At 44.4% G+C, this 26225-nt stretch carries 32 protein-coding genes; 8 read left to right on the top strand and 24 right to left on the bottom strand.

Annotated features, from left to right (window positions below; translation table 11 throughout):
• Positions 1-28 precede the first annotated feature (28 nt).
• Together M3234_RS19030 and M3234_RS19025 are read right to left on the bottom strand one after the other, a co-directional pair.
• The gene (locus M3234_RS19030; RefSeq protein ID WP_262306232.1) at positions 29-250 is read right to left on the bottom strand and encodes a hypothetical protein; all 222 of its coding nucleotides are present in this window, start codon (positions 248-250) and stop codon (positions 29-31) included.
• A gap of 143 nt (positions 251-393) precedes the next feature.
• A complete protein-coding gene (locus M3234_RS19025) occupies positions 394-585 on the bottom strand; it encodes a hypothetical protein (protein WP_262306231.1) in 192 nt (63 codons plus the stop codon).
• A 236-nt stretch (positions 586-821) separates the two neighbouring features.
• Here M3234_RS19025 and acpP point away from each other — a divergent pair, with 236 nt between their 5' ends.
• Entirely contained in the window at positions 822-1049 is a 228-nt protein-coding gene (acpP, locus tag M3234_RS19020; RefSeq protein ID WP_262306230.1) for an acyl carrier protein, read from the top strand.
• Positions 1050-1098: 49 nt separating this feature from the next.
• Here the strand turns inward: acpP and M3234_RS19015 are convergent, their stop codons facing one another.
• The 8 genes from M3234_RS19015 to M3234_RS18980 all read right to left on the bottom strand — a co-directional run bounded on the left by M3234_RS19015 (position 1099) and on the right by M3234_RS18980 (position 5585).
• Complete coding sequence (locus M3234_RS19015; RefSeq protein ID WP_082693083.1) at positions 1099-1338, bottom strand: hypothetical protein; 240 nt, start codon at positions 1336-1338, stop codon at positions 1099-1101.
• 27 nt (positions 1339-1365) lie between these two features.
• The gene (locus M3234_RS19010; RefSeq protein ID WP_262306229.1) at positions 1366-1800 is read right to left on the bottom strand and encodes a glycine/sarcosine/betaine reductase selenoprotein B family protein; all 435 of its coding nucleotides are present in this window, start codon (positions 1798-1800) and stop codon (positions 1366-1368) included.
• Between the two features lie 33 nt (positions 1801-1833).
• Positions 1834-2334, bottom strand: a complete 501-nt coding sequence (locus M3234_RS19005; protein ID WP_253701353.1) for a redoxin domain-containing protein — start codon at positions 2332-2334, stop codon at positions 1834-1836.
• Between the two features lie 165 nt (positions 2335-2499).
• A complete protein-coding gene (gene ytaF, locus M3234_RS19000) occupies positions 2500-3105 on the bottom strand; it encodes a sporulation membrane protein YtaF (RefSeq protein WP_262306228.1) in 606 nt (201 codons plus the stop codon).
• A gap of 113 nt (positions 3106-3218) precedes the next feature.
• Positions 3219-3428: a twin-arginine translocase TatA/TatE family subunit gene (locus tag M3234_RS18995; protein WP_262306227.1), complete on the bottom strand. Its 210-nt coding sequence runs from the start codon at positions 3426-3428 to the stop codon at positions 3219-3221.
• A gap of 52 nt (positions 3429-3480) precedes the next feature.
• Complete coding sequence (locus M3234_RS18990) at positions 3481-4683, bottom strand: FtsW/RodA/SpoVE family cell cycle protein (RefSeq protein WP_262306226.1); 1203 nt, start codon at positions 4681-4683, stop codon at positions 3481-3483.
• A 44-nt stretch (positions 4684-4727) separates the two neighbouring features.
• A complete protein-coding gene (locus tag M3234_RS18985; protein ID WP_262306225.1) occupies positions 4728-4901 on the bottom strand; it encodes a hypothetical protein in 174 nt (57 codons plus the stop codon).
• A 36-nt stretch (positions 4902-4937) separates the two neighbouring features.
• Entirely contained in the window at positions 4938-5585 is a 648-nt protein-coding gene (locus tag M3234_RS18980) for a helix-turn-helix domain-containing protein (RefSeq protein ID WP_262306224.1), read from the bottom strand.
• Positions 5586-5912: 327 nt separating this feature from the next.
• On the opposite strand from M3234_RS18980, the gene M3234_RS18975 reads away from it, so the two are divergent.
• On the top strand, positions 5913-6125 hold the full coding sequence (locus M3234_RS18975; RefSeq protein ID WP_262306223.1) for a hypothetical protein: 213 nt from the start codon (positions 5913-5915) through the stop codon (positions 6123-6125).
• 102 nt (positions 6126-6227) lie between these two features.
• A complete protein-coding gene (locus M3234_RS18970) occupies positions 6228-6608 on the top strand; it encodes a VOC family protein (RefSeq protein WP_262306222.1) in 381 nt (126 codons plus the stop codon).
• A gap of 55 nt (positions 6609-6663) precedes the next feature.
• On the opposite strand, the gene M3234_RS18965 is transcribed toward M3234_RS18970, so the two are convergent.
• Positions 6664-7965 (bottom strand): alkaline phosphatase, encoded by a 1302-nt coding sequence (locus M3234_RS18965; protein WP_262306221.1) that lies wholly within the window; start codon positions 7963-7965, stop codon positions 6664-6666.
• A 216-nt stretch (positions 7966-8181) separates the two neighbouring features.
• On the opposite strand from M3234_RS18965, the gene M3234_RS18960 reads away from it, so the two are divergent.
• Positions 8182-8367: a YolD-like family protein gene (locus tag M3234_RS18960; protein ID WP_311315667.1), complete on the top strand. Its 186-nt coding sequence runs from the start codon at positions 8182-8184 to the stop codon at positions 8365-8367.
• Between the two features lie 64 nt (positions 8368-8431).
• On the opposite strand, the gene M3234_RS18955 is transcribed toward M3234_RS18960, so the two are convergent.
• From M3234_RS18955 to M3234_RS18910, 10 genes are all read right to left on the bottom strand, one after another.
• Positions 8432-9631, bottom strand: coding sequence for a M20 family metallopeptidase (locus tag M3234_RS18955; RefSeq protein WP_262306220.1), 1200 nt, complete (start codon positions 9629-9631; stop codon positions 8432-8434).
• A gap of 18 nt (positions 9632-9649) precedes the next feature.
• Positions 9650-10609 carry a P1 family peptidase gene (locus tag M3234_RS18950; protein ID WP_262306219.1) on the bottom strand — a complete coding sequence of 320 codons (960 nt, stop codon included), beginning with the start codon at positions 10607-10609 and terminating at the stop codon, positions 9650-9652.
• A 3-nt stretch (positions 10610-10612) separates the two neighbouring features.
• Positions 10613-11164 carry an ECF transporter S component gene (locus tag M3234_RS18945; protein WP_066319113.1) on the bottom strand — a complete coding sequence of 184 codons (552 nt, stop codon included), beginning with the start codon at positions 11162-11164 and terminating at the stop codon, positions 10613-10615.
• A 32-nt stretch (positions 11165-11196) separates the two neighbouring features.
• Entirely contained in the window at positions 11197-12039 is an 843-nt protein-coding gene (locus M3234_RS18940) for an energy-coupling factor transporter transmembrane component T family protein (protein ID WP_262306218.1), read from the bottom strand.
• Positions 12029-12919, bottom strand: coding sequence for an energy-coupling factor transporter ATPase (locus M3234_RS18935; protein ID WP_262306217.1), 891 nt, complete (start codon positions 12917-12919; stop codon positions 12029-12031). Before M3234_RS18935 ends, M3234_RS18940 begins: the two co-directional genes overlap by 11 nt.
• Positions 12920-13780: an energy-coupling factor transporter ATPase gene (locus M3234_RS18930; RefSeq protein WP_262306216.1), complete on the bottom strand. Its 861-nt coding sequence runs from the start codon at positions 13778-13780 to the stop codon at positions 12920-12922.
• 27 nt (positions 13781-13807) lie between these two features.
• On the bottom strand, positions 13808-14572 hold the full coding sequence (locus M3234_RS18925) for an SDR family NAD(P)-dependent oxidoreductase (RefSeq protein WP_262306215.1): 765 nt from the start codon (positions 14570-14572) through the stop codon (positions 13808-13810).
• A gap of 16 nt (positions 14573-14588) precedes the next feature.
• Positions 14589-15677: a tartrate dehydrogenase gene (locus M3234_RS18920; protein WP_311315666.1), complete on the bottom strand. Its 1089-nt coding sequence runs from the start codon at positions 15675-15677 to the stop codon at positions 14589-14591.
• Positions 15678-15853: 176 nt separating this feature from the next.
• Positions 15854-17305 (bottom strand): aldehyde dehydrogenase family protein, encoded by a 1452-nt coding sequence (locus tag M3234_RS18915; protein WP_262306214.1) that lies wholly within the window; start codon positions 17303-17305, stop codon positions 15854-15856.
• 172 nt (positions 17306-17477) lie between these two features.
• Complete coding sequence (locus M3234_RS18910) at positions 17478-19319, bottom strand: sigma-54 interaction domain-containing protein (RefSeq protein ID WP_262306213.1); 1842 nt, start codon at positions 19317-19319, stop codon at positions 17478-17480.
• Positions 19320-19491: 172 nt separating this feature from the next.
• Here M3234_RS18910 and M3234_RS18905 point away from each other — a divergent pair, with 172 nt between their 5' ends.
• Together M3234_RS18905 and M3234_RS18900 are read left to right on the top strand one after the other, a co-directional pair.
• On the top strand, positions 19492-19785 hold the full coding sequence (locus M3234_RS18905) for a YkvR family protein (protein WP_262306212.1): 294 nt from the start codon (positions 19492-19494) through the stop codon (positions 19783-19785).
• 2 nt (positions 19786-19787) lie between these two features.
• Positions 19788-20783: an LLM class flavin-dependent oxidoreductase gene (locus M3234_RS18900; RefSeq protein ID WP_262306211.1), complete on the top strand. Its 996-nt coding sequence runs from the start codon at positions 19788-19790 to the stop codon at positions 20781-20783.
• Positions 20784-21310: 527 nt separating this feature from the next.
• Here M3234_RS18900 and M3234_RS18895 read toward each other — a convergent pair.
• A complete protein-coding gene (locus M3234_RS18895) occupies positions 21311-22036 on the bottom strand; it encodes a CPBP family glutamic-type intramembrane protease (protein WP_262306210.1) in 726 nt (241 codons plus the stop codon).
• A 209-nt stretch (positions 22037-22245) separates the two neighbouring features.
• Between M3234_RS18895 and speD the strand changes: the two genes are divergently transcribed.
• Positions 22246-23514 (top strand): adenosylmethionine decarboxylase, encoded by a 1269-nt coding sequence (speD, locus tag M3234_RS18890; RefSeq protein ID WP_262306209.1) that lies wholly within the window; start codon positions 22246-22248, stop codon positions 23512-23514.
• A gap of 71 nt (positions 23515-23585) precedes the next feature.
• Here the strand turns inward: speD and M3234_RS18885 are convergent, their stop codons facing one another.
• Together M3234_RS18885 and M3234_RS18880 are read right to left on the bottom strand one after the other, a co-directional pair.
• Complete coding sequence (locus tag M3234_RS18885) at positions 23586-24458, bottom strand: aldose 1-epimerase family protein (protein WP_262306208.1); 873 nt, start codon at positions 24456-24458, stop codon at positions 23586-23588.
• 130 nt (positions 24459-24588) lie between these two features.
• Positions 24589-24789 carry a hypothetical protein gene (locus M3234_RS18880; RefSeq protein WP_262306207.1) on the bottom strand — a complete coding sequence of 67 codons (201 nt, stop codon included), beginning with the start codon at positions 24787-24789 and terminating at the stop codon, positions 24589-24591.
• A 274-nt stretch (positions 24790-25063) separates the two neighbouring features.
• Between M3234_RS18880 and M3234_RS18875 the strand changes: the two genes are divergently transcribed.
• Entirely contained in the window at positions 25064-26185 is a 1122-nt protein-coding gene (locus tag M3234_RS18875) for a histidine kinase N-terminal domain-containing protein (protein WP_262306206.1), read from the top strand.
• Positions 26186-26225: the final 40 nt, after the last annotated feature.

Here is a 26225-nt window from a genome sequence, read left to right as displayed (position 1 = left end):
ATCATGGGGAGCCACGCGGCTCCTCAACTTAGGCAGCAAAGATATGAACGAGTCCCCAAAAAATGGCAACAGAAATTAAAATCGTATGGGCGGTTCGAAAAGTTTTCAGTTTTTTATTTTTATATAAGACTGCACCAAAGATGCCGGCGATAGCCATTAACGCAACTGCACCTAATCCAAGCAACCCTTCACTTTCCAATTCCCCTTCGCTTAGGTACATGGTCAATCCATGAATAGAACCTAAAGCCAAGGCTGCGATTCCAAAAAAGATATGATATTACCCAAAAAACTTTGAAAGTGAAATAAAAGGTTTTTTTGTTCTAGGAAAATTTGTTATCACTGTCTTTATTGACTTTCTAAGCGGGAAGATGATCCCCGCAGTCCCCATGGCCATTACCGTTCCCCACCAACCTTTTTTCCGATCTCCTTATAGGGACCATCCTCTTTCTCGTGTTCACCTCTTTCATCATGTTCATACTCCTCACTATGCTCATCATCCGCAATGGCAAGGTTGCTCCCACTAATCGCAAAATGAAACGCCATTACAAACATAAAGGCCAGGAATATCATTGCTACATGCTTCATGTTACATTCTCCTATTTTATTTATTTTTTTTTAGGGTACCTTCTGAAAATGAAAAGTATCTGAAAAAATATGTAATGCTGCCCTTGTTTTTTTATTGGCCAATATTGGCGTGGGAAAATATGATTAAGGTACGGGCCGGACTTGTTTCCCATAGTGCTATTTGGCAAAACTTTTATGTTTAAAGATTCGAATTTGCTTGGTATAATGATGGACATCAAAAGTATGGAGGATAACAAATGACCACATTTGAAAAGTTAAAACCGATTATCTCAGACCAGCTCGGTGTCAAAATGGAGAATATTACAATGGATGCATCATTCAAGGACGACTTTGAAGCCGATTCGCTTGATATGGTGGACCTGACAATGGAAATTGAAGATGAATTCGCAATCGAGATTGGTGACAAGGTAGCCGCGACCCTGCAAACTGTCGGGGATGTCGTTCGTTTTATTGAAAACCGTTAAACTCCATACAAAAAGGGACGACTGCAAAATTGCTCGTCCCTTTTACCATTCAATAGCTAGGAAAATGCGATTCGTGTATTTGTCCTGGCTCTTGTTTGGTCAATAATTCCTCTAATGCCGCCAGCAATACTTTTCTTTGGGTCTCTTTGTCGTGCGGCTTGCCCAATGAGTGCCCAAATTCGAATCCGACTGGATGAATCGCGCGAGGCGGTCTCATCAGACTCGATTGTGCCACATCCAGGGTAATCAGGGTTGTTGGAATACCCTGCGATTCAATTCCACGCTGCACTGTAACTACAGTGCGATGGCAGAGCGGTCAGCCGGCTGTTAACAGGACGGCATCCGCTTTTGAACGGACGACCTCTTTTACGAGGGCCGGAATCGTCTCGTTATTGATTTTATTTAATCGCATCGAGTAACCCATCATCGTCATATGCTTTTCGGCAACCCCGCCAAGGTCTCCATCTTCGACCATTTCTCGTAATCGATCAATCGGAAACACACAATTGATGTCTTCCTTAGGGGCATCGGTATTATAATGTTCTTTTGGCGCTGCATGTGTGACCGTCAAATCCTTGGAATCGACATCCCCCGGAATAATCCGGAACGTAGCGTCCCCTTCTGCCGGATTGGTATTGAACGGTTCTTGATCCTTTAGGTGGACACCTGATGTCGACACAATCATAATCGTCATTTCATGCAGCGCCTTCGTAACGGGTGTATATGGGATCGCTTTTCTTGAAAGTTCCATACACAGCCCTCCTTTTTCGTTCAGTTTTAATAGCTACAATTTGCGTAACACATCAAACAATTCTTCATTGTCCGGCTGTTGATCGAGTGGATGAACATCAATGTAACGAATAATCCCTTCTTTATCTATGAGAAATAGGGCACGTTCCGATGCTCCATAGGCTGGCTCATCCGGATTTTTACGAAGGACACCGTATTTTTCCGAGACTTCACCATGCGGATAAAAATCAGAGCAAAGCGGATAAGAAATTCCGCCGATTGATCTTTGCCATGCATCGTGACTGTGGACACTATCAACGCTGATACCCAAGACCTGGGTATCGAACTCTTCAAAACGAGAAAGATCATCCTCGTAAGAAGGCATTTGCGCGCCTCAAACCGGGGTCCAATCTAAAGGATAAAAGCATAAAAAGACATTTTTGGAGCCACGATATTCGCTTAAGGACACTTTGCGACCACCATGGGCTTCCAATGTGAAATCGGGTGCCTGATCACCCAATTTCAGTGTGCTTGTTTCAGAAGCACCTTGAGCCATATACAATTCCCCTTTCCATTCATTTAGGTTCAAACACTTTCAGTATCAACAAATTCTTGTAAGATTATCCACATAATTTCATATTTTCACTTTCTTACTATGTCAAAAACAAAGGCACGCTTTCTCCTCCTATTGGAAAGCGTGCCTTTGTTTATTGTTGGCCTGTCATATGAATATTTCATAAATACCGATTAAAATTAACAGAATCCCTGCAGCAATATTCGAGTATTTCCCCATGTTCTCCCCGGAAATTTTATGACCAAGGTGCCCACCAATCCAAATCGAGAGGAGTGAAAATAATCCAATTGACAATGTGGTTAATACCGGAGATACACCAGTAATTCCAGCCCCCAATCCCATCGCTAAACAATTTATCGCTAAAGCAAAACCTAAAAAAATCGATTCCTTTAAAGAAATAACATGATCGTTGTTGACATCTGCTAAATCTGGTTGATGAATCACGTGCGCATAATTAGAATCCACTTTTATTTCTCTTGGAGATTTTTCTAGCTTGAGGGAGTTTATAATACATTGAATCCCAATAATGATAATGATAATCCCGCCAACAAAATTGGCAATCGCTATAGAAACAAACATCGAAATAAAATTACCTGCAATAATGGAAAGATAGGCACAACCCATTGATACGACCGAGATCACAATATTCGAAGTAAGCGGAATTTTTGTTGCCCTTAATCCATAGGAAAAACTGATTCCTAAATTATCAAGATTGGCGGCAATTCCAATTAAAATAATGGATAATAAATGCATATTACCCTCCTCTTGCTGAAACATCTACGTTGTTATTTTAAAAGGGTTCATATGCGTATATATATTATCCAATTCATTAATTATGTTAGAAGAAATTACCACCTTAAAAGGGTTTACTTACTTATTTTTTCACTGTTTTCGGTTGACTGGACTTCTTTCACCTCGAGCTCCCTATCTTCTCCAAAATCTTCAGTTGCTTTTTTAAACTCTCTAAGAGACTTCCCGAATGCACGACCTATTTCTGGAAGCTTGTTAGGTCCAAAAATGACGAGTGCAACAATAAGAATTAGAATTAATCCTGGTACCCCAATATTTGAAAACATTTATTTCCTCTCCTTTTTTTCCGATATGGACCGTTCATGGAAAAGATTAATCTCAATAAAGTTGATTATTTAAAACCTTGCTTGAATTTTGAAATGAATAGGCCGATAATGTTTTACTTATGGATAAGATCATGCCCAGAAAAATCATATTGGTAAACAAGGAACTGCCTCCATAGGTTAAAAATGGAAGAGCCATCCCTTTAACAGGCATGATTCCAATCACCATGCCTATATTTTGAAAGATTTGCAGCGAAAGGCTAAATGTTAAGCCAGTGCATATATACATACCGAAGTCGGTCTGCGATTTAAGGCCTATCCGAATAATTCGATATATCAGCAGCAGGAACAAAAGGATAACGATCGACCCTATCATGAATCCCCCCTCCTCTGCGATAGTCGCAAAAATAAAATCGGTGTGCTTTTCCGGAATATAAACTTTTCCCTCCTTGATTCCTTTTCCCAGCACTTGGCCGCTTCCTACCGCTAACATGGAACGCTGGCTCTGATATGCCTGATTTTTATTTTCGTATGGGTCCAGCCAGCCAATAATCCGTTCCTGCTGATGCGGCTTTAACAGTGGGATCAATTGATCGTAGACGATGTCTGGCTTGAAAAAATATAAATAGACAAGAACTGATGCCAATAAAACAGGCACCAGGACAGACAAAGCGACCAATTTTCGGTTAAGTCCGGATAGGAAAAGCATACTCGAAATCGCGATAAGATAGAGAACAACCATACCAGTATCTGGCTGCTGATAAACCACTAAAGATGGAGGAATGGTTATCAGCAAAATTTTTCCTACAAGCATTAAATCTGATTGAAAGGTTCTTGCTAGATGTTTCTGATTATGTTGTGAAATGAGTTTTGCCGTCAACAAAATTAAAGAAATTTTAAAATACTCGGATGGCTGGATTGAACCTATGACAGGGATGCTGTACCATCGTTTTGCCCCGAGAATTTCTGGTGCAATCGAGTTGGGTGCCACTCTTATGAGGATAATGCTAATAAATAAAATGATATAACTGGGCCACGCCAATTGCTCTATTTGGTCAATATCCAGCTTTGCGACACAGATTAACAGGGTAAAGCCAATGATATAATTTATCCCCTGTTTCAAAGCAAAATTATGTGCTCCATATTGGCCGGTTTGCTGACTGCTGTAAATAAAGACCAAACTAATAATTGAGAATGCGATTAATATCAAAAGGATAGGCCCGTCTAATTGTCTGTTGTTCGTAGATGTAAGATTCATTTTCTTTCTCCAAGTTAATTCTAATGTTCTTCCCTTCTGAAGGGTTAATAGTTCAAGGTTTCATATTCCATAGCCAAATGGTTTTTGGGGTTCGGAATATCATCCACCCCTCGCATATTTACAGATTGACATTGAGTCAGTACGGTCAGTATCGCTATCACGATTAAACTGTAGATGACCCTTTTTACTTTCCTGTTCATATTTCCTTTCGTATCCATTGCTCTCACCTGTTGAATTCATGATTTTATTTACTGTCATACTTTTGCCGTTAATAGGTTTAAAGTAAGTTTTACTGCCATGGCATCGTCGAGATACCCCAACGGGAAAATATAATCGGGAATAACGTCAACTGAAATAATAAAATAAATCAGCGCACTGCCAATGATCCCCAACTCTATAGGAGTTGCCTTTCCCAGGCGGAATGTTTCAAACATTTCCTTTAAATGATTGATAAACGGTCCAATGCTGCCGGTTTTCTTCAGCTTTTTCTCAAAACCATTATAAATCGTCTCTTTTCCTTCTTCTGTTTGCGAATATTGGTGAAATTGCTCCAATTGCTGTTTAACATTTTCAATAGAAAACGAGGAATCGTACATCCCAGTGGATTCGAGAATGCTTTGAATGCTGTCGAGAGAAGCATATATATCGGAATTTGGCTGCTTCTGGTCTTGATTAATCGGATAGCCAGCCGCGATGAATAATTCTGCCGCCGGAACACCCAGACATTCCGCGAATTTCTGTAAATGTTCTGGAGTCGCTTTCCTTCTCCCATTAATAATCCTTGAAATAGTCGCTTTATCAATATCGGTCATTTCACTAAATTTACGCATGGATAAGGAACGTTCCAGCAGTAATTCTTTTAGTCGTGGTCCAAATTTATTGATATGTAATTGATCTGACATTCTCCATTCCCTTTCCTTTATAAAAAATATGTATTTTTTAAATCACAAATCTCTGAGTACCGATATTAAACTAGTAAACTATATAGTTGGATGTTGACATTTTGTCAAAATAAAACATCATGAGTAACGGGGCTAAAATGGCCAAATAGCCAATTCTCCAGTAATAAACCTATCAGATACATTCTATTATATTCAATCCTACTTTATTATCCCGTTGACATTTTGTCAACATTATTTCTGATTGCAGCCACTGATCCGCCAAAAAACGCCAGAACCTTCGCCCTAGCCACTCCATATAATGTAAAAATTGTTTTAGCAGGTGACAGCATGACCACAACCATCATTACCGGACCAACCGGAGCCATCTACTCTGGTGCCCATCTACCAATGTTCGGACCTTGGAGTCTGCCCATTCATCATCATCCTTACAGTGTGCTTGTTGGGCATCACACCTATCACATGATTCCACTCCTTTACGGATATCCACCGGCATTTCCCTATCTGGGCCCCTATGTGCCATTTCGAGCATTGCATCCATGAGGTTTACCAATGACATGGACAAGCATATGTATGTTTGGGTAAACTTAGAATAATAAAATGTGTTGATCAAGGTACCTAAATTTAAGAATGGAGTGATTGAAAATGATTCATCAAGTCGGGCAAATCATGTTATATGTGAACAACCAAGACGAAGCCGTAAGATTTTGGAAGGAAGTTATGGGATTTAGTGTCATGAATGAAGAAGACAATGGCCAAGGGTTTCGATGGATAGAAATTGCTCCGACAAAGGATGCGGAGACAAGCATCATCCTTCATAATAAGGAATTCATTGCAAAAATGTCGCCGGAATTAAATCTCGGAACGCCTTCTTTAATGTTTTTCACGAAAAATTTAGACCAATTACATGCAGACTTATCTAATAAAAATATCACTGTTGGGGAAATAATGAACATGCCTTCAGGCAAAGTATTTAACTTTTCGGATTTTGAAGGAAATTACTTTGCGGTTATGGAGAAAAAATAACTTTTTACAAACGGGTAATCGAAAAAATGCGCATGAGAGTTCTCATGCGCATTTACTAATCCATCATCTCAAAAAGTATTCGTGCAATATCACTATTTTCCATCCGGCCGCTGAACAAATGTCTATTTAGACCATAGGCATAAATGGGCACATCCTCTCCCGTATGCCCTTTTGTTGTCCAGCCCGTACTGGAGTAATGATTAACCATGTCGATCAGCGCCAGCTTCGTATCTTTTACTTCCATTTCTAACGTGGATTGGATTCTCTGTAAGTCCTGTTCTTGAAGAGGAAATTTAATATATTGCTTCAATGTTGTTATATCCTTCGTTTCATGTATACGTGCGGCAATCACTGTGGGTGTGGCGGTAATGGATTTAATCACACTTGGATTCCATTTATAGTTATCATTCCGGTCAATGCTCATCCCTCCTGTTGAGTGATCAGCGGTGGCGATGACGATCGTATCCTCTCGGTGAAGAGCAAACTTCACCGCCTCTTCAAAAGCAGCCTCAAAGTCCTTCACTTCGCTCATCACCCCAACGATATCGTTGTCATGACCTGCCCAGTCAATTTGGCTTCCCTCTACCAGCAGAAAAAAACCATTGGGATTTTGCTGCAGCCGTTTCAGGGCCGCTTTTGTCATTTGAGATAGTGAGGGTATCGATGAATCGCGGTCAATTTGTTTTGGCAGTTCAACTGGAGCGAATAATCCCAGAAGTCTTTCTGTTTTATTCGTCAAAAGCTCCTGTAAATTGGTCACAAAACCATATTGATGAGAAATAAACTCTTCCGCCAAATTCCGGTCCGCTCTTAGAAAAAAGGAAGTTCCTCCCCCAAGCATAACATCAATTTTTTGTTTCCCTTCTATTCTCTCATCCAGGTAATCATCGGCGATTTGTTCATATTGGTCTCTGGATTCAATATGGGAAGCAAACGCCGCTAACGTGGCGTGATTAATTTGACTCGTCCCAACCAGCCCCGTTGATTTGCCTCTAAATTTCGCATATTCCAAAATGGTCGGAACCGCTTGATTGTTTACATTCAAACCAAGGACTCCGTTATACGTCTTGTATCCCGTGGCTAAAGCAGTGCCCGCGGCGGCGGAATCCGTTATATTGCTCCTAAGATCTAATGAATAGGTTGATTGGGAGCCCACAAAGCATTGATCAAATATAGTTGGCTTCATTAATCCTTTTTGCGAACCATGATGGAAATAACGCAGGCCGGTTGTATAGGAAAATCCCATCCCATCACCGATGAGCAGAATGACATTTTTCACTTTTTTCAATCTGTTGTAATGTAATAGCGGAAGAGAATTCAAATGAACATCATGCTGCACAATAGCAGAATGTAGCAAACGAACACAACACCTTTCTTGAGAAAAAACTAGTGGCATACCTTTTATAACATAAAAAATAGAGAATAAATCCAATACTACATAAATTTAACAAAAAATCTAAATCTTCTTAACACAGTTCTTCTTCTGCCTAAATTAAATTATCTTTTAACAGCCAATTTACGATAACTTAAAATACAGGTTATATAATGGGATTGGTTAGAGAGAGGAGAGATTATGATGTACTTAAAAAAACTAACTGAAAATAACCCGATCACGATTGACTATTATTCGAATGGTTCTGTAAAAACGATTAAAGGGCGTGTTAAAGGGCTTAGTATCAATGAACAATTACTTTCTATCATAAATGAAAAGCAAGAGTCTTTTACAATCCGGTTATCTGGAATTAGACGTATACATTAAAAAGCCAAGCAACCTCCCATATTTTGGATGGCACTTGGCTTTTTTTGTGATTCTCAATAGTTTTTCACCCCAAGAAAAGCATCGCGGTTTGGGCGTAGATTCTAGAGGCTTCTACCAACTCGTCAAGATCGATGTATTCATTGATTTGATGGGGGATGTGTCGGTCACCTGCTCCTGTAGTGACGATTGGAATTCCTGCGAGGTGCAGGAAGGTTCCGTCTGTAGCACCGGGTACGCCGTTATAGATCGGCTCCTTGCCGCTGACAGATCGATAAGACTCCACACTTGCCTTGACAATTGGATCCTCCAGGCTGGTTTCGGTCCACGGCCGGCTTTCAATCACCTCTAAACTAGCATTAAAGTCAGGGTCCCTACCACCCAGGTTCGCCAAAATATTTTCCATGTCAACACGTAGCTGATCATGGTCCTGGCCGGGAACGGTGCGGATATCCAGGGTGCTGTAACAATGATCAGGAATGACATTGATTTGCGGCTCGCCTTTTTCTGGCCCCAAAATGATCGTCGGGGTGATGCTTGGCAAGCCCAGGTATTGATGCATTCCGACCCGATGCTTCTCACGCTCCTCAAGGACCATCAGTTCACAAATAATCTGCGCCATTCTTGTATTCGGATTAATGCCGGTAAGCGGCATCGCCCCATGGGCCATTTTTCCGTATGTACGGACGACTGCCCGCATTGCCCCTTTTTGCGTAATGCAGATTTGATTTTCCTCGGGTTCGCAAATGATCGCACCGTCGACGCCGTTGGCCCAGCCGCGTTTGATGAAGTGCTTGATGCCAATCATCATTCCTTCTTCATCGCAAGGGACGCATAAAATGATTTTTCCGTTCCATTTGATGTTGCTGCGTTTAATCGCATGAACGGCGGCGATTGCGGCCGACAGATTTCCTTTTGTATCATTCGTCCCCCGGCCAAACATGCGACCGCCTTCAATCACGGCCCCGAACGGGTCATAGCTCCAGGCATCCCGGTCTCCCTCAGTGACCACATCGGTATGGCCCTCGAATAAAATCGTTTTGCCTGGGCGGCCCGAGTCGAGAATGCCGATGACATTCGGACGTCCCTTGACGACTTCCTCGATATAGACCTCAAGCCCAAGTCCCTTCAGGTATTCATAGACATATTGGGCTGCCCTGCTTTCATTTCCAAGCGGGTCCTGCGGGCGGTACACACTTGGTATCCGAACGAGGTCCTGCGTTAACTTAATGACTTCCTGTTCATCCACATCATTATATACAGCCAACTATACCCCTCCGTGTTATTAATTTTTCGGCAAATCTTTATGAGCGATAATGCCGGCAGCGCTCTTCGCCGATTTCACCGCGTTGACAATTGCCTCCGCCATTACCTTGGCGGCCAGCCCGCCGATCACATCGACCGGGACTCGTTCCCCGCCGGTGGCGGCGACAAAGATGGTGTCACCATCAAACATCGTGTGGGCTGGAAAAATTGTTCTCGCGTAGCCGTCCTGGGCCATTTGCGCCACTTTCGTCGCCTCGGCCTTCGTTAATTGGGCATTGACCGCCACGACGCCAATCGTGGTGTTGGAACCTGCAGGTATCGTCGGCCGGTAGTTTTGTTGCAGAAGCTGAATGCTGTCAAGCAGTTCCCCATCCTTATACGGCCCGGCAAGAATCTCCCCTGTTTCCGGATTGCGGACATCTCCGCCTGGGTTTACCGCGACAATTGCCCCGATTACGACCCCGTTTTCCAGCCGGAGCGAGGCGCTCCCGAGGCCGCCTTTCATGCAATAGGCAGGACCCGCCAGTTTCCCGACGGTCGCGCCGCACCCTGCCCCGTTGTTTCCTGTTTCAAATTTTTCAACAGTTGCCGCTGTGGCAGCTTCATAGCCCATTTGCCGGTCCGGCCGTACCTTTGGGTCGCCATACGGCAAATCAAACAGTACCGCAGCCGGGACAATCGGAACCTTTGCGACGCCGACATCAAGGCCGATGTCCTGCTCCTCCAAATATTGCATCACGCCTGAAGCCGCATCAAGGCCAAAGGCGCTGCCGCCGCTTAAACAAATGGCATGCACTTTATCGACCAAATTGACCGGGTTCAGCAAGTCGGTTTCCCGGGTGCCGGGAGCGGACCCTCTTACGTCCACTCCCGCCACAGCACCGCCTTCAAACAGGATGGCAGTACAGCCGGTCAATGCCTGCGTGTTCTCGGCAGAGCCGACTTTTACGCCCGGTACATCAATGATTTGATTGTGCATTCTTTACAAATCCTTCGAAATCTTTGATTTTTGCGATTTGCCAAGTTGCTTCCATGCAAGGACAACAGCAAGCGTTACAATTGTACCGACAATCGCTTCAGGAATTCCGTTGGTTAGCCCGACGGTCCAGGCCACCCCTGCAGTCATGTAATTACGGACGACTGCCATTGTCAATACAAGCACTGTATTCGTCAAGGTCCCGATAAAAGCGGCAGCCCCGACCGCCAAATATTCGCTCTTACGGCGAATGCCAACGTACACAAGCCAGGCTACGACACCAATGAACAGCCGCGGCAATATCGCGACCATCGGATCTTTAAACAGCGGAACCGTTGCGTTCAGGAACGACGAAATTCCAAAAATCGCGCCAACAATCAAGCCGACAATTGGACCTTGCATAATCCCGCCGATGATCGCCGGAATATGCATGATCGTCGCATTTCCTGCCGCCGTCGGCACTGGAATATAGCCCAATCGTGTTACCCCTAACAAAATCGCGACCGCACCAAGCACACCGGCAATGACAATATCACGAACCGTCAATGTCTTTTTCATTCAAAACTCTCCCCTTTGTTTTGGTATTTTTTTTAAAAAGGAAACGGATAAAAAAGTAATAGCACTGCGAATAACAAACCAACCACCAAAATTAGGTAATCCTTCCCCGCCGCTTTATAAACGGAGTAGGACGTCCTGTCGCCCCCCGGTGTATAACAGCGGGATTCCATCGCCAGAATCAGGTCCTCTGCCCGTGACAAGGCGATATTGAATAACGGAATGATGATCGGAAACATTTCTTTTGTCCGTTGAATGATTCTCCACCAACCGCCGGTCCCGAAGTCGGCTCCCCTTGAAGCCTGCGCTTTCATCATTTTTTCCATCTCAATGGCGAAGGTCGGCACAAACCGGATGGAAATCGTCGTGATCAGCGAAATCTCGTGAACCGGAAAATGAATTTTCTTTAACGGACTCAGCAAGCTTTGAATGGAATGTGTCATTTCTGTGGTGGATGTAGACAAGGTAAGCACACTGCTTAAGAAGATAATTTCAATAAAGCGTACCGCCGAAACAATCACCAGGCGAATGCTTTCACTGGTAATCAGGATAAAACCATAATCCACATAGACGGTACCGCCCGAGAACAACTGGCCTTGGAACAGCAACTGCAGCAAGGCAAGGATGATGATAAATGGAATCGCCGGCTTTACCCCTGATAACCCGTAGCTGATTGGGATTTTCGAGGCCCAGAATAGGAAGAGCGACAGCACCAGACCAACGGCATTGCCGAGATAACTGGTATTTAGGGCAATTGCCAGGACGAGCACCACAAACGACAGCAGCTTGATTCTTGGATCAAGGCGGTGGATAAACGAACCTGTCGGGACATATTGACCAATGGTAATATTGCGGGATATTTCAAATTCATTTGACATAGTTCGAGACCTCCTTCGTTCCGGCAAGAACCTTCATAATTTCCTCCGCCGCTTCGTGAATGGAAAACGCGTCCGTCTTGACCTTGTAGCCGAGATCGCTCAGCCGGTAAAGAATTTTGACTGTCTCAGGCGTCCCAATTTGATGGCGCTGCAGTTTTTCTTTGTCGGTAAAAATTTCTTTCGGGGTGCCGGACAAGACGTCCGTTCCGTCTGCCATCACGTAGACGCGGTCGGCAAGCATCGCCACCTCTTCCATGTTGTGCGAGACAAACACGACGGTTAATTTTTCTTCCTTGTTTAACACCTTGATTTTTCCAAGCAATTCCTTTCTTGACTTGGGGTCGAGCCCTGCTGTCGGTTCATCAAGCACGAGTATCTTCGGCTTCAACGCCAAGATCCCTGCCAGCGCAACCTTGCGTTTCTGGCCGCCGCTCAAAGCAAAGGTTTGTCTGTCCTTCATTTCCTCAAAATCCAGGCCGACCACTTCCATCGCCCATTTTACCCGTTCCCTCACCTCCTTTAATGGCAGTCCCAATTTAAACGGCCCGTAGGCAATATCGTCACCAATGATTTTTTCAAAAATTTGATCTTCCGGGTTTTGAAACACAAGTCCTACTTTCTGTCTCAGAGTCTTCAAATTTACCTTTTTCTGAGACAGATCTTCGCCATCGATGATGACCTTGCCGGATTCAGGTCGCATCAAGCCGTTGAAGTGCTGAATTAACGTCGACTTTCCCGAACCGGTATGGCCGATGATGGCGATGCATTCACCTTCCTCGACATACAGATTCGTCCCCTTTAAGGCGACATGCTCCATCGGGGTTCCTTTCATGTACGTATGCGACAGGTTTTCAATTTCAATGATTGGCCGTGCCGGCATTTATCCCACCTCCTTGCGAACACCTTTGGCAAATTTCTCTACTTCCGCAATAAACTCGGCTTCCTTGATCAGGTCTTTTGAAAAATCATTTAGTTGTCCGTTGATCAGCCCGGCGAGCTGGCTTATGGCTGGCACTTCCAATTGCAGCTCCTCCAACTCCTGTTTATGTTGAAAAATTTCCCGTGGCGGGCCGTCCATGACAATCTGCCCGTCCTCAATGACGATAATCCGGTCCGCTTCCGCCGCCTCCGACATATGGTGGGTCACGGTCACAATCGTCATCCCGGCATTGTTCATTTCGCGCATCACCTGAAGCACTTCCTTGCGGCCGAAGCTATCTAGCATGCTAGTCGCTTCATCGAACACGATGCAATCTGGCTTCATCGCCAGCACTCCGGCAATCGCGACCCGCTGCTTCTGGCCCCCGGACAAATGGTGGGGCGGCCGGAGACGAAACGGCAACATGTTGACGGTTTCCAGCGCCTCATCGACCCGTTTTTTCATTTCCTCCCGTGGGACGCCGATATTCTCAAGGCCAAAAGCGACGTCCTCCTCAACGATGGTCGCGACAATTTGGTTGTCCGGGTGCTGAAATACGGTGCCGACCGTGCGGCGAATTTCCCGTTTCTTTGTTTGTTCCCTCGTGTTATACCCGCGGACCCAGACATCGCCTTCATCAGGGGTTAAAATCCCGTTTAGATGCTTCGATAACGTCGATTTCCCCGACCCATTGTGGCCAATAATGGCCACATATTCACCGGGAAGTATGGAAAAGGAGATATTTTTAAGTACGGAAACTTTCGTCTTTTCATTAATTTTGTAGGAAAATGAGACATTTTCCACGGAGATAATCGGCTCCATTATGTCCTCCTTTCTGGCCGTTTCAGGTTAAATCCCGCGGCCTCCATCAATATTCAGCACCTCTCCCGTTACCATCTTGGCAAGGTCAGATGCCAAATAAAGCGCGCCCTGGGCAATGTCCTCGGGCTGAATCAACGTTCCAAGGGGGACACTGTCTTGAAAAATCTTTTTCACGCCCTCGTCTTTTTGGGATTGATCACCTGATAGGAATTTACCGATCATTGGCGTGTCGGCCGGACCGGGGTTAATCGCATTGACCCTGATTTTATAGGGAGCCAGCTCCAGCGCGAGCGCCTTTGTTAGCATGAGCGCCGCTCCTTTAGAAGCGCAATAGGCGTTTAATCCGGGGCGGGCCCGAATCCCGGCTATCGAGGCGATGTTGACAATGCTGCCGCTCCCCTGCTGCTTCATGTAGGGAACAGCATGTCTCGATATCAGGAAGATCGATTTGGTATTGACGTTCATAATGAAATCCCATTGTTCCAGGGTTAATTCCTCAATCGCGGTGAAGGCCTGCGGCACACCGGCGCAGTTTACCACAATATCCAAGCCATCGTAGGCCTCTAAGGTTTGCTTCACAAGGTTGGCGACATCGGTATCATTTGTAACATCGGCCCGTACTGCCTGAACGTGATTCAAGCCGGTGGTACTTGCCGCCGCGGCCACAGCGTCTCCATTTAAATCAGCAAATGTAACATTGGCGCCTTCTTTGGCAAAGGTTTGGGCAATCGCTTTCCCCATTCCCGATCCAGCCCCGGTTACAATCGCGGTTTTTCCGGTTAATAGACTCATAGTTTGGACACCTCCATTAAACATTCATGCTTACGCTTAGTTCCGTCATTTTAGTGACGATGGCATCGCCCATATCCGTTGTTTTGGCCGTGCCGCCAAGGTCAGGGGTTCTGATTTTTCCATCCACCAATACCCCTTCAATCGAATCAAGGATCAGTTTCCCGACTTCTGGAAGCTGTAGATGTTCCATCATCAGGCTTAGGCTCCAAATCGAGGCAATTGGATTGGCAATCCCTTTTCCGGCTATGTCGGGTGCCGAGCCATGGATCGGTTCGAACATCGACGGGTAGACTCGCTCCGGATTGATGTTGCCGGATGGCGCCAGCCCGAGGCCCCCTACGATGGCCGCGCCCAAATCGGTGAGGATATCGCCAAACAAGTTGCTTCCGACGACCACATCCAACGTTTCCGGCCGGGAAATAAAGTAGGCGGCTAGGGCATCAATATGGTAGATTTGCGTGTTGACCTCCGGGTAACTCGCGCCGATCTCCTTCACAATTTCATCCCAAAACGGCATGGTAAAGTTGATGGCGTTTGATTTCGTTGCCACGGTCAGGTTCTTCTTCGCCCTGTTTTGGGCGTAGGAAAAAGCATAGTTTAAGATTCTTTCAGAACCGTATCTTGTAAAAATATTATTCTGCACGGCCAATTCGTAAGGGGTTCCCTCATGGACGCGTCCCCCCATATTGGAATACTCGCCTTCGGTATTTTCCCTGATGACAACGAAATCAAGGTCATCATGGTTTTTGTATCGTAACGGGCTTTCGAGGCCGCGCAGCAATTTAATTGGCCGCAAATTGACATACTGCTGAAATTTTCGGCGAATCGGCAGGATCAGTTCCCAAACCGAGATGTGGTCTGGAACGGTTTTTGCGCCGACGGCCCCAAACAGAATGACATCAAAGTCCTTCAACAGCTCGAGTCCATTGTCAGGCATCATTTTTCCATGCTGCAGATAATAATCGCAGCCCCAGTCCAACGACTCGCAGGAAAACGTGATCCCGCCGTGAATACCTTCCGCTTTTCTTAACACCTTCATCGCTTCATTCATGACTTCCGGGCCGATGCCGTCCCCGGGAATCAACGCTATCGAAAAGTGCTGCACATTTTTCACTCCTTTCATTCGACTTTGAAATCGCTTTCGCAAAAGCGGGTGGTTTTGATTATTTGAGAGGAAAACCGCCCTATCCAACAGTAAATCTATCTTATCTGACAGTAAACCACCTTGTCCGACAGTAAACCCATCTCATCCGACAGTAAACCTTGCTTACAACCAAGCGATTAATCCTCCGCCTGCTTGATTTTGATGGCGATATTTTTTAATTGTGTATAATTTTGCAGGGCTTCGACGCCTTTTTCGCGGCCGATTCCGCTCTTTTTATACCCGCCAAACGGAAGCTCGACGCCGCCGGCTGCGCCGTAGTCATTAATAAACACCTGGCCGCTTTTCACCTTGGCTGCGATTCTGTGCGCCCGGGAGATGTCGTTGGTCCAAATACCGGTCACCAGCCCATAAGCGGTTCCATTCGCCAACTGGATCGCTTCCGCTTCCGTCTCGAATTCAAATACCGTCAGGACTGGGCCAAACACTTCTTCCTGGGCAATTTCGCTTGTTGGCGCCACCTGGTCAATTATAGTCGGTTCGAAATAATACGCTTCACCCGTTCCCTCAACCACAGCCCGCTTGCCGCCGATGATAACCCGGCCACCTTGCTCCTTGGCTCGTTCCACCATTGCCAAAATTCGGTCGAACTGCCGTTTTGAGATAATCGGGCCCAGATCTGAGTCCGTCACCCCAGGACCGATTGATATATTCTTCATTCTCTCAGTTAACCTGCTCACTATTTCCTCTTTTATGGCCGAATGGATCAACAGCCTCGATCCGGCGGAACAGGTTTGCCCGGCATTCTGAATAATCGACCGCATGACCCAGGTAACGGTTTCTTCGATATCACAGTCGGGGAACACAATATGCGGGGATTTCCCTCCAAGCTCCAGTGTGACCGGAACAATATTTCTTGCCGCCGCCATCATCACGCTTGACCCCGTCACGACTGAACCGGTAAACGTGATATGATTGACATCCGGATGATTTACGAGTGCCGCTCCCGCCTCTGCCCCGTAACCAGTTACCACCTGAAGGACATTTTTCAGGACATTAATCTCGGAAAAGATTTCTGCAAGCTTTAAGGCAGACAGCGGTGTATCCTCAGCAGGCTTGACGATCACGGTATTGCCGACCGCAATCGCTGCCGCAACACCCCTTGACGTAATCTGCAGCGGATAATTCCACGGGATAATTTGGGCACAGACCCCCATTGGTTCACGGACTGTGTAGTCAATGACATTCGGGGCCACGGGAATGGTTTCACCAAACATTTTATCGGCGATACCGGCATAATACTCAAAGTAGCGCGCTCCGCTTTCGACATCGTTTCTAGATTGCGACAATGGCTTTCCCGTGTCGAGCGTCTCGACCATCGCCAGTTCCTCAAATCGCTCACGCATTTTTTGGGCGACTTCATACAGGGCCTTCCCCCTGATACTTGGCTTTAAAGATTGCCATTCCCTTGATTCAAAAACGTTTTTTGCTGCCGTAACAGCGAGATGGACATCTTCCGTTCCACCGCTAGGAACTTCGGCAATGACTTCGTGATTGGCCGGATTATAAACGGAAAAAGTTTCATCGGTAAGTGATGCTGCCCATTCACCATTGATATACATTAATTTCATGTTATCCCTCCAATACGCCATGGCTTTTTAACTTGTTTATGATTGTTGCAAGTTCTGTGCCAGGATAAAAAAATTATGAAAATTCCAAATATTAAATAAAAAGCAGGAGGTCGTTTTCCCTGCCTCCACATAAGATGTTGTATTTTGCAACACGCCATTGTTTTTTGCAACATTATAGATTGTATTCTTTCATTTTTCTCCATAGCGTCGACCGATCAATTCCGAGCGATTGTGCCGCCAGTTTTTTATTATGGCCGAACTTTTCTAACGTCGAGATAATAAGGTCCTTTTCTTTGCTTTTAATGCTTTGTTTATCGGCCGCTCCATCTGCTGATTTCCTTCTAATTTTTTCAGAAAGAAATCTTGCGCCCTGAAGCCTTAAAGACCCCGTCTCCTCCAGTACTGCCATCCGTTCAATCGTATTCCTTAATTCACGAATATTCCCTGGCCAATCGTATTTCTGGAATAACTGGATTAACTCCTTTTCGACATGAATGATTTTCGTCTTTCGTTTCTCATTAAATTCATTAACAAACGCGTCTACCAGCATAGGTATATCCGCCGAACGCTGGCGTAGGGGCGGCAATTCCAGGGCCAATATATTCAGACGGTAAAAGAGGTCTGAGCGGAATTCTTTCTTTTCCACCTCTTCCTCCAAATTCCGGTTTGTCGCTGTAATGATGCGAACATCGACAGGGATAATCCGCTCACCGCCAACGCGCCTGATCGTCCGCTCCTGAAGCACCCGCAATAATAGGGCTTGAATCCGCATCGGAATTTCGCCGATTTCATCCAAAAACAGCGTTCCCCCGTGGGCCAGTTCGAAAAGCCCTGGCTTTCCCTCTTTTAACGCGCCGGTAAAGGTCCCCTTCTCGTAGCCAAACATTTCGCTTTCAAGGAGATTTTCCGGTAGAACGGCGCAGTTTACGGCAACAAACGGGCCAAGTGAGCGCGGACTGGCGGCGTGGATTCCTTGCGCAAATAATTCCTTTCCTGTCCCGGACTCGCCCGTGATTAACACCGTCGACTCTGTTTCGGCAAATTTGGAGGCCAACTCTTTTGCCTCCATAATTTCTGATGTTTCCCCGACTATATCGTTTAAGCGGTATTTTGCTTCCAGACCGGTTTGATGGAGCTTTTTCCGCAATTGAAGTTCAACTTTTTGAATATCGGTGATTTCCTTAAAATTGGAAACCGCGCCGACAATTTTTCCTTTGACGATAACAGGTGTACGGTTGATGACGATTTGCCGCCCGCCGACAGCAGCGAGATCCCCCCTTTCCACCTTCCCGGTTTCCAACACCCTCAACATGTCCGATTGCGGGATAAACTCCGTGATATTGCGTCCCTTCATTCCCCCTTCCACACCGAGGATGGTCTTGGCATGTTCATTGACAAGGCGAATAGTTCCAATTCTGTCGACGGCAATCACGCCGTCGTGGGTGGAATTGACGATGGCGTCCACCTGATATCGTTCCTTAACCATTTCCTCGGTAAAGTTCACCAATGAAACTGCAATTTGCAAATAAGGGTGCAATGATGCGAAAGAGGGCTTAATAAAATGCAAATTTTTCATATGCGGGCTGGAGAATAAGCCTTTCATCCAGATTGGCGCCAGACAGTTGCGATTCGGAAGTTGTGCCGGTGGTAGTTTCTCCGTAAAAAAGGAAAGTTGTATCCCGTTATCATCGCTTTGGTCGTCCCGCTCTTTTCTTAGCCACTCGATTTCTTCCGCTGAGGCCAGAAAGGCATGCTCTATATCGTTCGGTGTATCAAACATGTTCTTGATTGACTTTTGAATATCGGCTATTGTGAAGGAAATCGGGATAATCGGAAACGAAAGGCCAGCCAGTTCTTTTTGAAAAATGGCAGGCGTGATAATGACCATGGGGTTCATGATCTGGTCGAGGATAGAATTGATGGAATAAAAACTGGCTGATGTGTACCCCATGTCTTTTAATAAATCTTTTATTTCGTCTTCGTATAAATCGTTCATTTTAAAAAGAGCAATCATTATTCTACTCCCTACTAAAAAGTAAGTGCGATCACCTAATATCTATTTTTTAAATATTCTTACTTTTATTGTAAAACCAATTATGGAATATGTAAACCATGTAACACACTTGCTTGCTCCTCCGTTAAGTCAAATGCTATTCTGTCAATAACAAATAAAAGGGGACGATTATTTGGTAAAAGAAATCAGTTTAAATGGGACGTTAATCCACGTGGATGATTACAAGGAAGAGTCGGTGAACGGCAAGCATAAAGTTTGGATTACTTTTAAAGTAACGAGTGAAGAATATCATGAGATTACCACGCTGCTTTACGAAGGAACCTTCGATGTGGTAGTACCAGCAACAGGTCTGTCGTTTAGAGGGAGTATTGGACAGTATTCTACGTCCATAGCCAACCTATATGAAAAAGGGCAAGTCGGAGAATTTACATTAACCTTGGTTGGGAGTAAGAAAGAAGGCGTCTAGCGATGAAATTAAGCATATTGGACCAATCCCCCATCTCTTCCGGACAATCAGCCAAAGAGGCGTTATATGAATCAATGAAATTGGCGCAAGCGGGAGAAGTACTGGGGTATACGAGGTATTGGATTGCCGAGCATCATGATTTACCTGGTTTGGCCTGCCCTGCTCCTGAAGTGATGCTCGGTTTTATTGGGGCACAAACAAAACAAATCCGAATTGGCTCTGGGGCTGTTTTATTGCCGCATTACAAGCCTTATAAGGTGGCCGAAGTCTACAATATGCTGGCTACCTTGTTTCCGGGGCGTATCGATATTGGAATCGGCCGAGCCCCAGGTGGGTCCGCCGAGGCAACCAATGCCTTATCGGATCACTTTTTGCTGCAGGTTTTCAAAATGCCGGACTTGGTAAAAGAATTGCTTCATTTTTTTAATGAGGATTTTCCTGAGGGGCACGAGTTTGCGAAAGTGAAGGCTGCCCCAATCCCTGATACGGCGCCGATGCCTTGGCTGCTTGGCACGAGCAAGAAAAGTGCGTTACTTGCGGCGGAAAACGGGTTGCCATATGCATTTGGCCAGTTTATGAGTGACCAGGACGGTGCAGCCATTATCCAACAATATCTGGACGGTTTTCACCCCGGCAAACAAGGGCAAGAATCATATGTTTTGCTGACTATCTCCGCCATTTGTGCGGAAACAACTGAAAAAGCGGAGGATATCGCATTAAGCAACCTGATTTGGGCGCTGCAAAAAGAGAAAGGTGAAGGGTCATTTGTTCCTTCGATTGAAGAAGCAAAGCGATACGTATTAACAGAAAAAGAAACTGAAAAAATGGAAAAAATGAAACAGAATATGATTATAGGTCATCCTCAAGAAGTACGAAACAAACTAATGGAGATTCAATCAAACTATCAAGCCGATGAAGTTATGATTGTGACGATTACCCACTCTCTCGAAGACCGGCTAGAGTCCTATCGACTTATCGCGTCAGAGGTTTTGTCTTAATAAAGTGCCAAGCGCTGGATGGATGCTTGGCACTTTTTTTGAGCCACGAGAACTATCTGAACACCCTGCTAAAATCAGGACCTTTTTTTCCATTTCTAAGGCTTCCATTTGAAAAAAATTTGAGCGTTTTCCTTTTCTTTAGCATACCAATGTTTTCGCCCTCCACTGCTCCTATAACTATTATTGGCATAGTGGAACACGTTTTTTTCGCTCTCCACTGCTCCCATAACCTTTATTGGCGTAGTGGAACACGTTTTTTTCGCCCTCCACTGCTCCTATAACCTTTATTGGCGTAGTGCAACACGTTTTTTTCGCCTTCCACTGCTCCTATAACCTTTATTGGCGTAGTGGAACACGTTTTTTTCGCCCTCCACTGCTCTTATAACCTTTATAGGAGCAGTGGAATACGATTTTTTTCCTTCCACTGCTCCTATAACCTTTATTGGCGTAGTGCAACACGATTTTTTCTTTCAAACTACTCCAATCCAAATTTGTCAGTTCCCAGGAACCGTCCCCATGGCTCCTGCTTACGCTATCGGCATACCCAACGAAGCCAACAGCACGTATATGACCATTTGGAAATCCATAATAAAATGCGTGATAATCAGCGGTGTAATGTTTCTGGTCCTATGAAAGATGATCCCGACCACGAAGGCCAACGGCAGGAACGCCAGCAAACGCCAAGAGATATAGGACCCGCCTAACACAATCGGCAGCGGTCCATGCTGAATCGACAGGAACAGTGCCGGCAGGACTAAAGCTAATGCCAAGCCCCATTTCTTCTCAATCTTAGGAAAAGCATAGCCAAAATAGGTCGGAAGTTCGACCAATGCGTTGGTCAGCGGGAAAACAAGCAGAGCAACGATGGCTGCCCATACAGGTATGGCCTGCAGCATATTGGTTGGAGGCTGGATATCACCCAACAGTAAATAGGAACCGCCGTACAAACCTAACGCAGCAAAAGGAAAGCTGATCAATAAATAGAGCAAACCTTTGCCAATATCTTTACCTGTTTTTCCTTTTTTGAATTGCAAAATCGATTTGTAGGATTTGCCTTCTTTTTTCAACAATGTATTTAAAACTAGGAAACTTACGATATTGGCCAAAATCGCCTGAAACGGCCACCATTTCTCCGCTTCCTTCATCGCATCCCCCGACCCGAAACCATTAAATAATCCAATCATGACCAAACCAAACACCAGAAAAAGCACCGTTCTCATCATTAATACAAACCAAATTTTAGACTGCGCCATCCCTAATCCCCTTTTACCATTTGATACTAACGTTCGTTAGCTTCTGTACATAATATATACTAACGTTCGTTAGTGTGTAAAGTATTTTTTTCCAATTTTTCAATAAAAAAATTTCTAGGTGCTTCTTGCACTAGGAGTAAATTCATATCATAACTTAGTTATGAAATTCTGGACGGTGGCTTCCAAAGGTTAGTGAAGGGATGAAGGATATGGACATAAGAGGACAGCATTTGATTGTGGATGCCTATGATTGTAACGCGGATTTACTAAATAACGCCGATGTTCTGAAAAATTTAATGCTCGAGACCCTAAGAGAACTGCAGTTGGAAATCCTGGTGGCTTACTTCCACTCCTTTTCACCTCAAGGGGTAACTGGAATTATCGCCATCGCTACTTCTCATTTTTCAATTCACACCTGGCCGGAACACGGGTATGCCGCTTTAGATTTATATACGTGCGCCCCGCAGGACGCCTTACCTCCCTTAAAAAAATTCCTTGGCAAACTGGGAGCAAAACGGGTCAGACTCGCTGAAATCAACCGTGGCACTGACGGGCGAAACGAGACTGAACCAGAAATGGACAATTGGGCAAGAAGGCCGTGGGGAAATGTTTGGGATATGAAAATTTTAAAAGAAATCAAAAATGGCAGGCATCGAATTCTGTACCAGGGGCCGAGCCAGTTCCATGACATTTTTCTCGTCGAAGCAAAAGACGTTAGACTATATTTGAATGAAGAATTCCAGTTTTCGTCGCTGGATGAACGGCATTACCACGAACCGCTGGTGTTACCGGCAATGGAACTGGCAAAATCAAGGGAACGGGTGTTGATTTTAGGCGGCGGAGACGGGCTAGCGCTTCGGGAAGTCATTAAATATCAGGATGTTAGCCATGTGGACCTGGTGGATATTGACCCAAAGGTCATTAGCCTCGCGAAACATGAACCGGCGCTTGTTACAGTCAATGCGGGCTCACTTAAGGATAAAAGGGTAACAGTCCATGCAGTGGATGCGAAGGAGTACGTAAACCGTTCGATCAAGGGGTATGATGTCATCATAATCGACTTTCCGGACCCGGTGGATGCGGTAACAAGCCAATTGTACACACAAGAATTATTTGGCCAAATTGGCAAGCATTTAACTTCTGGAGGGATCATCGCCTGCCAGGCCATTTCCCCGCAGGACACCGCAAAAGTCTATTGGAGTATCGCCAAAACCTGGAAGGCAGCGGGTTTCCATACGAAGCCCTATTATTCGGTAGTACCCTCCTTTGGGGTCTGGGGCTTTCATTTGGCCAGCCGTGAACGGATCACGAAAAGACTGACGGTCATCTCCGTCCCTCATCAAGCCATTGAGTCGAACCTAGAAGCTATATTTCAATTTCCTCCTACTATTCCAACTCCCAAAACCGGCTTGATTATTAACCGTCAAACTAACCTCAAATTGCATGAGCTCTATCAGGAAGAAATCGGAAATTTATAGGGTGATACTCCAAAAAGTACCCGGCCAACATATGTCAGGCACTTTTTGGAGACTCTAGACCGTTCCCTGCTTCACTTAAATTTTATTTTGTATTTCGTTTGGAACGTTTCACCAGGTTTAAGGATATTAATGCCTAATTTCTCCTTCAGGTTTCCCGTAGTGTTATATGTATCAGCAATCCCGTACCACGGCTCAATGCAAACAAACGGGGCGATTTTTCCGTCTGTGTATTTTGACCAGATTCCCACAAACGGAAACCCTTCGAATAGGACCTCTACTCCATGTCCTGTCTTTTCGGACACCATCGTAATTTGATCGATGTTGCTGTAAACAAGAGCATCATTAATAAACAGCGAGTCCGTGAGTCGAATCGTTGAAAGACCATTGGCAGGCCCTTTCTCCTGGATTAGTGATTCCTTTATTTCATATTCGATTACATCCTTGTTAGCAGCAAGAGTAAGGTGCAGGCTGTAGTCCTCGATTGTTTCATTTTCCAATAGTGGAACCTTAAATGCCGGATGGCCACCAATTGAAAAATACATCTCTTCCTCGTCTTCATTCACGATTTCCCAATGCACAATGAGGGAATCCTCGTTAAGAATATACCGAATAGTCGCAATAAATTCGTAAGGATAAATGGGGGTGAAGCGGCCTTCCGACTCAACTAAAAATGAAACGTCAGTTGCCGTTTGCTTCCCTACCTTAAATTCAACATCGCGCAAAAATCCATGTTGGGACATTTCGTAGGTCTTACCGTCGAGTTGATAGCGATTTTCCTTCAATCGCCCAACAATCGGAAAAAGTACTGGTGAGACGCGGCCCCAATAGGTTGGATCCCCCGTCCACATATAGTCCATCCCGTTTTGCTTATGTAGTACTTTTCGTACTTCTGCTCCATTGTGGCTAATCTCTACCTTCAGTAAATCATTTTCAATGACAATCATCTCACTAACCTCATCTTTCCTAATTGCATTATTTACTCTTATTATACCGAAAGTAGCTGTGCCATTATAATGAAATAAGAAAAAGCCAGTCACCCCCATTAACTGGATGGTGACTGGCACTTGATAGACCTTATGATTGTCGATACTTTTTATTTATAACCCCCGGAGAATGGTACCCATGCGTGTAATTGGAAGCATGGAAGGTTCCGCTTGAACTGGTCTTAGCGGACACTGATTTGCTTTTTTTACTTTTCCATTGATCATACGTTAGCTGGCCGGCACTGTCATCGTTTAAATATTTGATGTAATCATCACCATAAATATAAATCATGCTATCGCCTCCAATCATCATTATTGTATGCGCTTTCATTTGGGAAGTACACTATAAATCTTCAAAGCTAAAAAAATACTTTTCTCTATTATTAATTCTACAAACGCGGCTAATTTTCCTCTACATACCCATTACTATTTTACAAGATAAACACGTTCTTTATAATGGTACCAATACTGAAGTGTAGAACGAGCCCTTATTCCCAATTTATTATATAAATTTTGAAAACTTTATGTTATATTCTCTTTATAAATAGCGGAAAGTAGGCTTGTTGATGGAAATAAACGTAGATATAGGAAATATAGGCCGGTATCTCAAGGAGAATCAAGATCGATTTTTAGATTTTTGGGAAGAGCAAATCATCGTACACTATGAAAAAGATAATAAAGAACTGATACGCCGGAATGGTTCATTAATGTACCAAATTATGACCAAATCGATTTTGGAGGAATTTTCGGAATACGAAGTTAAATTACTGGCACACAAAGTGGCCCAGGAGAGGGCCGATGCCAATGTCAATATAGGTGAATTTGTTTATAATGTCAATTTGGGCCGAAGCCTGATCATCAAATATATCAACCTCTCTGGATTATCGGCGGAAGAGTTGCAGCCCATCATTGAAATAATCAATAAACAGTTTGATTTATTCTGCTATTATGCAGTGACCAAGTATACCGAAATCATCAATGAGAGACTGCGAGAGAGGAATTTATTTATTTCCCAAACCCATAAGGATAGATTGTCCATTCTTGGCCAAATGTCCTCAAGCTTTGTTCATGAGTTTCGCAATCCGCTAACATCTATCATGGGATTTATCAAACTATTAAACCACGATTATCCTAACCTGCCCTATTTGGATGTCATTTCAAAAGAACTCGAACAGCTAAAGTTCAGAATTACTCAGTTCCTTCACACATCAAAAATGAACACGCTGGCCGAAAGCACCAATGAAGATATTACAATCCATTTTTTAATCGAAGAAGTCCTGGATTTCTTATATCCAAGCATTGTGGATGGCAATATCCAAGTCACCTCAAATATTGATGAGAATATTAAAATTTACGGCGATCGCATTGAGTTAAAACAAGTGATTCTGAACCTGTTAATCAACGCCATTGACGCTGTATGTGAAGAAGAAAATCCGAGAAAAATTACAATCCATTCCATGATAGAGGAGAATAAAATCCATATTTGCATCTCTAACAATGGCCCAACCATACACCCTGAAACACTGAAAATTATTTTCGAACCATTTTTTACAACCAAGAAACTGGGAACTGGAATCGGCCTGTTCGTCTGCAAAAATATTGTTGAAAAAAATAACGGTGAAATTAGTTGTGTGTCAAACGATCATTTAACAACCTTCCAAATTAGCTTCCCTATTAAAACAAACTAAATCTTCCTATCAGTTGTGGGATTATCTTTGTAATTGCATC

Origin of the sequence: Neobacillus niacini (genome assembly GCF_023715785.1) — a bacterium.
GTDB lineage: Bacteria > Bacillota > Bacilli > Bacillales > Cytobacillaceae > Neobacillus > Neobacillus niacini_E.
Note: the sequence above shows the minus strand (reverse complement) of the source record. Positions and strands in the feature narration are given on the sequence as shown.